Origin of the sequence: Pseudoflavonifractor phocaeensis, from assembly GCF_016901955.1 — a bacterium.
GTDB classification, from domain to species: Bacteria; Bacillota; Clostridia; order Oscillospirales; family Oscillospiraceae; genus Flavonifractor; species Flavonifractor phocaeensis_A.
Genome location: NZ_JACJLC010000139.1, coordinates 1 through 4,583, shown reverse-complemented (window position 1 = coordinate 4,583; position 4,583 = coordinate 1). Strand labels below are relative to the sequence as shown.

Genomic DNA, 4,583 nt, shown 5'->3' with positions numbered 1-4,583 from the left:
ACCGGCATCAAGCCCGTCCCCACCTACGCCGACATCGACGGCATCTGGTCTGAGAAGTACATCGAGTACGCCACCGTCATGGGCATCATCGCCGGTGACGGCGCCGGCAACTTCAACCCCAAGGACACCCTGACCGCTGAGCAGTGCGCCAAGATGCTGCTGACCTCCATGGGCTACAAGGCCGAGGTGTTCGGCTTCGTGGGCAACAGCTGGGCTGTCAACACCAACCGCTACGCCAACGAGGCCGGCCTGTATGAGGATCTGAGCGACATCACCCCCTCCGATCCCATCAGCCGCGACGACGCCATGCAGATGGTGTACAACGCCATCCAGTCCCCCCTGATGGTCCGCTCCTGGAACCAGAACCAGGCTACCGGTGAGGTCACCGAGGTCTATGTGCTGGCCGGAACCAACAACGTCAACTACAACGACCTGCTCCTGGACAAGTTCGACGGCACCATCGAGCTGGGCTATCTGATTGGCTGGAACTATGACGACGTGAAGGGCGTCTGGACCTATACCTTCACCTCTACTGACGAGGATCAGGATGACAATTTCGACAACACCATCTTCGGCGGCCCCTCTATCACTGGTGCCGACGACGGCGTGGGCGCCACCCTGACCCTGAAGTCCACCGTGGACTACACCGGCTTCTATGGCCAGCAGGTCAAGGTGATCTACAACGTTCAGAAGAACGACGTGATCTATGGCGTGTTCGCCAACGACAGCTCCGTCATCGTCTCCGGCGCTTCCGGCGATATCCAGAAGTATGACGACACCCTGCGCACCGTGCGCATCGACGATGTGGACTACAAGCTGAACAACACTGCCGCCAACATTGACGTCTACTATACCAATGAAGGCCTGAAGGCAGATGCTAACGGTAATGACTTTGTCCAGAATCTGGCCGAGCTGACTAACAACCACCTGAACGAGGCCTACACCTTCAAGCTGGTGGACAACAACGACGACGGCAAGATTGACGCCATGATCCTCACTCCTGTGGTGGTGGCCGAGATCACCTACCTGGGCAAGAACACCCTGAACCTGGATCAGCATGTGGATGGCTCTCAGAGCCTCAGCCTGGACGACATCACCATCTATGAGGGCTATGCCAAGGGCGACTGGGTGTATGCCATCTCCGCCGCCAACTCCGCCACCTGCCTGCCCACCTTTGAGAAGGCTGAGCTGATGACCGCCACTGTGGACGGCGTCCGCGGCGACAACAATGCCAACACCTACACCGAGTATCTGCTGGACGGTAAGTGGTACAATGCGGCTGCCGGCTATACTCTGGACGACGCCGAGGTCAACGATACTGTGGAGTACGTGACCCTGGGCTCCACCGTGTTCCACATGGAGATCACCGACGCCGCCTACACCACCAAGGACATCGCTATGGTGGTCACCGCTGGTGTCGAGAAGAGCACCAACGACTCCAGCGTTTCCGGTGATGTTGTGAAGGCCAAGCTGCTGCTGGCCGACGGCACCACCACCACCGTCACCGTCAGCAAGATCTATCTTGCTGGTGTTGAGAATGAGATCGACGCCACTGTGGCTGCCGATGTGACTGCTGTTCAGGGCCTGATCGGCGACCTGGTTACCTACCGTGTGGACGGCGGCGACTATGAGCTGGCTCAGGTCTACATGAACAACGCTGATGACAACAACCTGGCCGGCTTCAAGGATTACGCCGCTGGCGATGGCTACGACGACGGCAAGATCGCCGGCAAGGATCTGGCGGACGACGCTATCGTCTTTGTCCTGGGCGGCGCTAAGGACACTGCCAGCTCTGCCAACAAGTGCAAGGTGTACACCGGCCGCGAGCTGAAGAACGCCTACGGCACCAAGACCTTTGGCGCCGATGGTCAGGTCCTGGTGAGCACCGAGAACGGCTTCAACTATGCCAAGGTCGCCGTGCTGGTCAACGCCACTCTGCCCACCATCACCACCGGCACCAACTATGGTTACCTGGTGAAGACCCCCTACCGCTCCAGCGAGGACGGCACCCAGTACCTGAACTTCACTCTGTGGACTGCCGACGGCGCCGTGGAGGGCAAGTTTGAGACCACTGATGCTCCCGCCGCCTATCCCGCCGGTGAGATGATCACCTATGACGTGAAGGCCGAGGGCGAGTTCAAGAACGTCAACCTGGTGAAGAACTCTCAGACCGTGGCCGTGGTCGGCTGGGACGAGGCCAAGGGCAAGATCGAGTTTGACGACGGCGTGGTCAGCGAGATCGACGACGAGACCATCATCATCTACGTGGACTCCCACGACCAGGAGGGCGCCGAGGGCGGCTCCATCCAGATCGGTGAGGACACCATCGGCAACGACGGCATCGCCGATCAGGCCAACGTCCGCTATGTGGGCACCACCACCAAGGTTTCCATGCTGCTGGTGGACGTGGAGAACGACATGGCTGACTCCGCGGTCGCCTCTTCCCTGAGCGGCCTGCTCACCGCCGGCCAGATCCAGAACGCGCTGGCCAACGCCGCTGCTCGTACCGGTACCGCCAAGGTGGTTTCTCTGGATGCTTCCGGTATCAGCGGTGACATCGCTGTTAATGTTGGCGCCGGTCAGACTCTGAACGTCACCAAGCTGCCCACTGCCGGCAACACCCTGACCGTGAAGCTGACTGATACTACCGCCGTGCTGCAGGCTGGCGGCGTAGAGATCGCTAAGGGCAACGACATCGTTTCTCTGTCTCGTGCCGCTGTGGTTCCCACCTTCTCCGTGGTCTTTGGCGACAAGAAGGTTACCGTGGAAGCTATTGGTATTGAGACTGTGAACGAGACCATCAACGGCAACGCCCTGGCCGGCATCGGTGTGAAGACTGTGGCTGCCGGCACTAACGTGACCCTGAACGTGGAGCTGACCAACGGTACTATGGCTACTGAGGGCAATGTCACTGTCAACGGTGCCGCTTCCGGTGCCATCACCACTACCGATGAGGATTCTGTGGTTGAGAACGTGAACGGTATTCCTACCGTTACCAAGGGTAAGGCCGATGTAGACGCTTCCAAGCTGAACGATGGCGCCATTGTGAATGTGGCCGCCGGCGCTAAGGCTGTCGTTGACGTGAGCAAGCTGAGCAGCGGCAAGAGCGTTACCTTTACTGCTGATGCCGCTGAGCCGGGCGCCGGAACCGCGGACGGTGTTGTCACCATCAAGACCAGTGATAAGGACGAAGGCACCGACTACTTTGAGATGCTTTCCGGCGCTGACAGCCTGACTGTCAGCAAGGTCGGCGAGCAGGTGGTTATTGAGGCCGCTGGCGAGATGACTGCTACGAACCTCAATGTTCCCGATGGCACCACCCTGTATGTGGGCAAGGGCGACAAGCTGACTGTTCCTGCTGAAGGTAAGGTCAGCGGCGCCATTGTCACCTACGACCGGCCTGCTTTCACTGAGGGCGGCTTTAAGGGTACCATTGTCGGCGACCAGCTGGACAACCGTGAAGATGCCAAGACTGTCATGGATCTTAACAATACCGAGGGCAGGAAGAACTGGTACACGCTGCCTGTTCTTGAACTGGATCAGACTGTGTCTGTCAGCGGCGATAAGACTACCCTGAAGCTGTCCGGCACTCTGACCGCGATCACGAAGGATAACTTTGCTGATTACCAGACCGGCATTTCCGAATGGTTTGGCAAGGAGATCGAGGACTATGACGCCTTTGTGGATGCGATGGTGGCTGATGACTCCATCAAGGCCATCACTAAGGAGCCCGGCGAAGGTGAGACCCTGAAAGTTGCCTATGTGCTTGTAAAGGCATATGAGGACGGCAAGGGCAAGAACAACGTGACGCTGGTGGTGGAGAACGCCGATGGTGATGTGGTTTTTGCCAAGGATAATGACGATACTAAAACTACCTACGGCATGACCGTTGACATCAGCGGCCTGAGCTTCTAAGCAAAGTAAAGTATCCAGATCCAACCCATGAAATTCCCCCGGGCATTTTTGCCCGGGGGAATTTTATTTAGGTTGTCTTGGTGGAGTAGTTCAGCGAAATGCGATATATTGGTAGCCATATCCGCTGACATTCGACTCACTGTACTCTCCATAGCTGCACTGAAACCCTTCCGTTACAATTTCTATGCCGCCGCAGGGAGTACCTGGAATGGCGAGCCCGCCCAAGGCGTGTGAGTTTCGATTTCCCGTCTTGACTTCCACGATCACCGCCTTGGGCTTGAAACCCAGGGAGATGATACGCTCCGCTTCGCCGTCGCCCCGATAATTCCCAACCACGATGCCTATCTTGCTGTCCGCCGTTTCCTGTGCGGTGCTGGCGGCGCTCTGGGCCGCCGTTGCGGCAGAAACGGCGTTGCTGGCCGTGCTCTGGGCGGCGGCGGCGTTGGTGTTGGCGGTGTTGGCCGTGGATTGGGCCGCGGCGGCGGCGGACGCGGCGCTGTCGGCCGTGTCCTGGGCGGTCTTGAGCCCCGCGTCGATCTTGGACAGATCGGTGTTGAAGTCCGTCCGCACAAAGACGTCCTCCGGCACCCACTGGTGCAGCCCATAGTTTGCTGTGTACGTTGCCATAAACATGCCTCCTTTTTCTTTGACCTTCCCCCCACAGGGGG

The 4,583-nt window shown here is 58.6% G+C and carries 2 protein-coding genes; one reads left to right on the top strand and one right to left on the bottom strand.

Annotated elements, in window-relative coordinates; translation table 11 throughout:
• On the top strand, window positions 1–3,915 hold a 3,915-nt coding region (locus tag H6B51_RS16345), incomplete at its 5' end, for an S-layer homology domain-containing protein (RefSeq protein WP_204884663.1).
• Window positions 3,916–4,005: 90 nt separating this feature from the next.
• Here the strand turns inward: H6B51_RS16345 and H6B51_RS16340 are convergent.
• Window positions 4,006–4,542 (bottom strand): hypothetical protein, encoded by a 537-nt coding sequence (locus tag H6B51_RS16340; protein ID WP_204884662.1) that lies wholly within the window; start codon window positions 4,540–4,542, stop codon window positions 4,006–4,008.
• Window positions 4,543–4,583: the final 41 nt, after the last annotated feature.